General features: G+C 72.1%; 6 protein-coding genes. 1 reads left to right on the top strand and 5 read right to left on the bottom strand.

Annotation, left to right across the window (positions count from 1 at the left end):
• The 4 genes from FV222_RS17430 to rph form a co-directional block, all read right to left on the bottom strand.
• On the bottom strand, positions 1 to 612 hold a 612-nt coding region (locus tag FV222_RS17430), incomplete at its 3' end, for an EamA family transporter (RefSeq protein WP_147815268.1).
• A gap of 46 nt (positions 613 to 658) precedes the next feature.
• A complete protein-coding gene (gene hemW / locus FV222_RS17425) occupies positions 659 to 1,837 on the bottom strand; it encodes a radical SAM family heme chaperone HemW (RefSeq protein WP_147765139.1) in 1,179 nt (392 codons plus the stop codon).
• 49 nt (positions 1,838 to 1,886) lie between these two features.
• On the bottom strand, positions 1,887 to 2,519 hold the full coding sequence (gene rdgB, locus FV222_RS17420) for an RdgB/HAM1 family non-canonical purine NTP pyrophosphatase (protein WP_147765140.1): 633 nt from the start codon (positions 2,517 to 2,519) through the stop codon (positions 1,887 to 1,889).
• Positions 2,516 to 3,229: a ribonuclease PH gene (gene rph / locus FV222_RS17415; RefSeq protein ID WP_147754543.1), complete on the bottom strand. Its 714-nt coding sequence runs from the start codon at positions 3,227 to 3,229 to the stop codon at positions 2,516 to 2,518. Before rph ends, rdgB begins: the two co-directional genes overlap by 4 nt.
• A gap of 147 nt (positions 3,230 to 3,376) precedes the next feature.
• Here rph and hrcA point away from each other — a divergent pair, with 147 nt between their 5' ends.
• Positions 3,377 to 4,471, top strand: a complete 1,095-nt coding sequence (hrcA, locus tag FV222_RS17410; RefSeq protein ID WP_147754542.1) for a heat-inducible transcriptional repressor HrcA — start codon at positions 3,377 to 3,379, stop codon at positions 4,469 to 4,471.
• A 170-nt stretch (positions 4,472 to 4,641) separates the two neighbouring features.
• Here hrcA and FV222_RS17405 read toward each other — a convergent pair.
• Positions 4,642 to 4,902 (bottom strand): DUF1236 domain-containing protein (locus FV222_RS17405; RefSeq protein WP_246685519.1); only part of this gene is annotated, 261 nt, incomplete at its 5' end.

Below are 4,902 nucleotides of genomic sequence, written 5' to 3'. Positions count from 1 at the left end.
GGCTAGCGCGGCCGGCGTCCCGCCGAGCGCCGCGGGTCCGCGCGTCAGCAGGAGCCAGAGCGGAAAGGCGAGGTGGAAGGTGAACATCGCCGCCGTGTAGGCGACCCAGTCGCCCGACAGCCGCACGCCGATGCCGTCGATCAGCGTGTAGGCGGCGATCGTCGCGGCGGTGCCCAGCGCCGCGAGCACGGTGCCCCGCGACAGCCCGGCCTTGCCCAGCGATAGCGACAGGATCCCGGCGCTCACCAGCGCGATCCCGACGGCGCCGACGGTGCCGGGCACCTCGGAGGCGAAGACGCCCGCGCCGAGGGCGACCAGGGCCGGCGAGGCGCCGCGGGCGATCGGATAGGTCTGGCCGAGGTCGCCGGTGCGGTAGGTGACGATCAGCAGCGCGTTGTAGGTGATGTGGATCAGCCCCGAGGCGACGGCGTAGGGCCAGCTCGCCGCGGCCGGCAACCCGACCGCGAGCGCCACCGCGAGCCCGAGCCCGCCGACCGCGAGGTTCATCACGCTCATGGTCCAGAGGCGGTCGGCGCCCCCGCGCAGCAGCGTGTTCCAGCCCGCATGCAGCAAGGCCGCGAAGAGGACGAGGGCGACGACGGCCGGCGTCATCGCGGGCTCATGGCTTGTGGATCATCTTGCACGAGGGCGATCGAACTCACGCGGCCAGGCTCGCCACCACGGCGTTCAGCACCGGGGCGCCCCGCGCGGTCGCGGCGATGCGACCGTCGGGCAGGCGGGCGACCAGGCCGTCTCCGACGAGGGCGTCGATGCGCGCTCCGTCGAGCGGCCGGCCCTTCAGCGCCGCGTAGCGCGCGGGGTCTATGCCCTCCGACAGACGCAGGCCCATCATCAGGAACTCGTCGCCCTGGTCGGCGCCCGCGATGGTCTCGGTCTCGGAGATGCCGTGGCCGTCGCGCTCGACCCGGGCGAGCCAGGCCTCCGGCGCCTTCTCGGTGACGGTGCCGAGGCGGCCCGCCTCCGTGACCAGGCGGCCATGCGCGCCGGGGCCGATGCCGGCATACTCGCCGTAGCGCCAGTAGAGCAGGTTGTGGCGCGACTGCGCGCCGTGGCGCGCATGGTTCGAGATCTCGTAGGCCGGAAGCCCGGCCCGGTCGCAAACCTCCTGGGTCACGTCGTAGAGGGTGCGGGCCGCCTCGTCGTCGGGCGGCACGAGCCGGCCGGCGGCGGCGAGGCCGTAGAACGGCGTGCCCGGCTCGATGGTGAGCTGGTAGAGCGAGAGGTGCTCGGCCGCCCGGCCGATCGCCTCGGTCAGCTCCCGCCGCCAGGCCTCGGCGGTCTGGTTCGGGCGGGCGTAGATCAGGTCGAACGAGCTGCGGTCGAAGGCGCCCTGCGCGACCCGGATCGCGGCGAACGCCTCCTCGGCGCTGTGCAGCCGCCCGAGGCTCTTGAGGGAGGCGTCGTCGAAGGCCTGGACGCCCAGCGAGACGCGGTTGACCCCAGCCGTGCGGTAACCCCGGAACCGCCCGGCCTCGACGCTGGTCGGGTTGGCCTCCAGCGTGATCTCGGCATCGGGCGCGACGCCCCAGGCCGCGCCGACCGCGTCGAGGATGCCGGCGACCGTGGCGGGCTGCATCAGCGAGGGCGTGCCGCCGCCGAGGAAGACGCTCGACACGGTGCGGCCGGGCGTGCGGGCCGCCACGTGCGCGATCTCGGCGCGGAAGGCCGCAAGGTAGCGCACTTCGTCCACCGGCGCGTGGCGCACGTGGCTGTTGAAGTCGCAATACGGGCACTTCGAAGCGCAGAAGGGCCAATGCACGTAGACGCCGAAGCCCGCGTCGCGGGTCGGGTGGTCCGGGCCTGAACGGTCGATCATCGCACGCGATGTGCTCGCGTGCGCGCCGTTTGGCAATCGTGCGACGGGTTCAGGTCGGGCGACGCAGGCATGCGGCGGCGAGCGCCACGAAGGCGCGCGCCCGGTGCGACAGGGCGTTGCCGGTCTGCCAGTCGACCCCGTGCTTCTCCTCCGACGAGATTTCGCCGAAGGTTCGGTCGGAGCCGTCGGGCCGGAACATCGGGTCGTAGCCGAAGCCGGCGGTGCCGCGGGGCTCGACGAGGTCGCCGAAGACGCGGCCCTCGAACAGCTCGACATGGCCGTCGGGCCAGGCCAGCACCAGCGCCGAGACGAAGTGCGCGCGCCGGTCGGTCGCCCCGCGCAGGGCGAGCTCGGCTTCGATCCGCGCCATCGCGCCGGCGAAATCCTTGGACGGGCCGGCCCAGCGGGCGGAGAACAGGCCGGGCGCCCCGTCGAGGGCTGCGACGCACAGGCCCGAATCGTCGGCGAAGGCCGGCAGCCCGGTGGCCTCGGCGGCGGCGATCGCCTTGATCGCCGCGTTCTCGGAGAACATCGTGCCGGTCTCGTCGGGCTCGGCGAGCCCGAGTTCGCCCGCCGAGACCGCCTCGACGCCGAACGGCGCCAGCAGCTCGCGCATCTCGACCAGCTTGCCGGCATTGTGGGTCGCGATGACGACCCTGCCCGTGAGGATGCGGTGGCTCATGCGATCGCCTGCTTCTGGAGGGCGACGAGGTCGGCGACGCCGCCCTTGGCGAGCCGCAGCAGTTCGAGCAGCTCGGCTTCCGAGAACGGCTTGCCCTCGGCGGTGCCCTGCACCTCGACGAGGCCGCCGGTGCCGGTGATGACGAAGTTGGCGTCGGTCTCGGCGCCCGAATCCTCGGCGTAGTCGAGGTCGAGCACGGCCGCGCCCTTGACGATGCCGCAGGACACCGCGGCGACGTGGTCGCGCAGCGGGTCGACCGAGATCATCGAGCGGGCGCGCATCCAGGCGAAGCACTCGTGCAGCGCGACCCAGGCGCCGGTGATCGCCGCGGTGCGGGTGCCGCCGTCGGCCTGGATCACGTCGCAGTCGACGGTGATCTGCTTCTCGCCCATGGCCGGCAGGTTGGTGACGGCGCGCAAGGATCGCCCGATCAGCCGCTGGATCTCCTGCGTCCGCCCCGAGGGCTTGCCGGAATTGATCTCGCGGCGGGTGCGCTCGTGCGTCGCGCGCGGCAGCATCGAATACTCGGCCGTCACCCAGCCCTTGCCGGAGCCGCGCAGCCAGTGCGGCCCGCGCTCTTCGAGGGAGGCGGTGCACAGCACCTTGGTCTCGCCGAAGGTCACGAGGCAGGAGCCTTCCGCGTAGCGGGCGACCGACCGTTCCAGCGTGACCGTGCGCAACTCGTCGGCCGCGCGCTTCGAGGGCCGCATGCGGCGTTCTCCCGGTTCGAAATTCCGAGCCGGGTGCTTAGGCTGCGTCGCCTCGGGCGGCAACCCGACGCGCCGCAACGTCATCGCGTCGCCGACGGATTGATCCGCGGGCTTCGCCGGGACACAATCGCCGGGCAGGAACCGCGCGTGACCGAGTTTTCGAGATCCATTTCCCAACCTCCGCAGGTGCAGGCGCTCGCCGCGCTGAACGAGCGCGCCCGCGAGATCTTCCGACAGATCGTCGAGGGATACCTGTCCACCGGCGAGCCGATGGGATCGCGCAACCTCGCACGCATCCTGCCGATGGCCCTGTCGCCGGCCTCGATCCGCAACGTGATGTCCGACCTGGAGCAGGCCGGGCTGATCTTCGCCCCGCACACCTCCGCCGGGCGCCTGCCGACGGAGCTGGGCCTGCGCTTCTTCGTCGACGCGATGCTGGAGCTCGGCGACGTCGGGCGCGAGGAGCAGGAGCGGATCGAGGCGCAGATGCGCGCCGCCGCCTCCGGCCACACCTTCGCGTCGGTGCTGGCCGAGGCGTCGAGCCTGCTCTCGGGCGTCTCGCGCGGCGCCGGCGTGGTGCTGACGACCAAGACCAACGTGCAGCTCAAGCACATCGAGTTCGTGCGGCTCGACCCGGCCCGCGCCCTGGTGGTGCTCGTCTCGGACGACGGCTCGGTGGAGAACCGCCTGCTCGACCTGCCGCCGGGCCTGCCCGCGAGCGCGCTGCAGGAGGCTTCGAACTACCTCAATGCCCGGTTGCACGGCCGCACCCTCGGGGGCCTGCGCGCCGAGATCGAGGCGGGCCGGCAGGCGATGAAGCGGGAGCTCGACGCCATCACCGAGCGCCTGGTCGACGCCGGGCTTGCCGTCTCGGTCGGGCCCACCGAGGCGCGCCAGCTGATCGTGCGCGGCCAGGCCAACTTGCTCGACGACCTGCGCGCGATCGAGGACCTGGAGCGGATGCGGCTGCTGTTCTCGGACCTCGAGACGCAGAAGGACGTGATCGACCTGCTTGCCCGCGCCGAGGGCGGCGACGGGGTACGGATCTTCATCGGCTCGGAGAACAAGCTGTTTTCGCTCTCCGGCTCCTCGCTGATCGCCGCCCCGTTCCGCGACGGGTCGCAGACGATCGTCGGCGTGGTCGGCGTCATCGGCCCGACCCGGCTCAACTACGCCCGCATCGTGCCGATGGTGGATTACACCGCGCGGGTGGTCTCGCGGATGATGGACCGCGGGACGTAACTTTTCGCCAGGCAGGTAACGTGCGGTCGTCGGCGTGCTCGATCGATCGCGGGTTCCTTCTCCCAGTGGGAGAAGGACAGGATGAGGGGCGTGACCTCTCCGGAGATGTCACACCCCTCACCCCAACCCTCGCCCTTTGGGAGAGGGGGCAGGCGGCGCTTCTTTCGGCCTCAGCCGCGGATCACGTCCACGATCTGGTAGGTGTCCGGATCGACGATGACGATGTCGTCGTCCACGAGGACGTAGCTGTAATCCTCGTATTCCGGGGCCAGCTCGACGATCGCCGGCGGGAGCCGGTGCAGTTCGTAGCTGCGGGCGATGGCCGTGCCGACCGTGAGCGCGAAGGCGCCGGCCGCCAGCCGCGGCACGCCGCTGCGGAACAGGTCCTGGCGGAACCGGGTGCGCTCGGCGCCGCCGAGACGCCCGTAGGC

It is taken from the genome of Methylobacterium sp. WL103, from assembly GCF_008039885.1.
GTDB lineage: Bacteria > Pseudomonadota > Alphaproteobacteria > Rhizobiales > Beijerinckiaceae > Methylobacterium > Methylobacterium cerastii.
Note: the sequence above shows the minus strand (reverse complement) of the source record. Positions and strands in the feature narration are given on the sequence as shown.